Here is a 455-nt window from a genome sequence, read left to right on the forward strand (position 1 = left end):
CATGACGACCGTCCCCGCCACCTCCGGGCGCGAAGCCCTCCGCGAGACCAGGATCGCCCTGGCGGCGGTGGTGTGCGCGGTGGCCTTCGCGGGCTTCCTGGGGCTGACGGGCCCGACCCTTGAAGCCCCGCGCCAGGTGGGCGCGGGGGTGGAAGCCTCCCGAGCCCCGACGGTGACGCGCACGCCCACCGGCAAGGGCGCGCGGTGGGTGGCGGGCATCCTCCATGAGGATCCGGTGGGCACCCCGGTGCCCGCGTCGCGCGACCAGGTGGACCCCGGCGGCGTCAGCCACCGGCCGTCATCGCCGTTCGTGCCCCGGCTGGAATCGCTGCGCGCGTTGCTGGCGCGTTACGACGCCCGGGTGCTCGCGCGGGCCCAGAGCCTGCTTGCCCAGGCGCTGCCGTCCCGGCTCGCGCCGCTGGCGGACCGTCCCCGGACGGTGAACTGCCCGGCCC

General features: G+C 77.1%; 1 protein-coding gene. It reads left to right on the forward strand.

Annotated elements, in window-relative coordinates:
* A partial coding sequence (locus tag D7Y13_RS46375; RefSeq protein ID WP_158626226.1) for a hypothetical protein occupies nt 1–455 on the forward strand: 455 nt, incomplete at both ends.

Source organism: Corallococcus praedator (genome assembly GCF_003612125.1).
GTDB lineage: Bacteria > Myxococcota > Myxococcia > Myxococcales > Myxococcaceae > Corallococcus > Corallococcus praedator.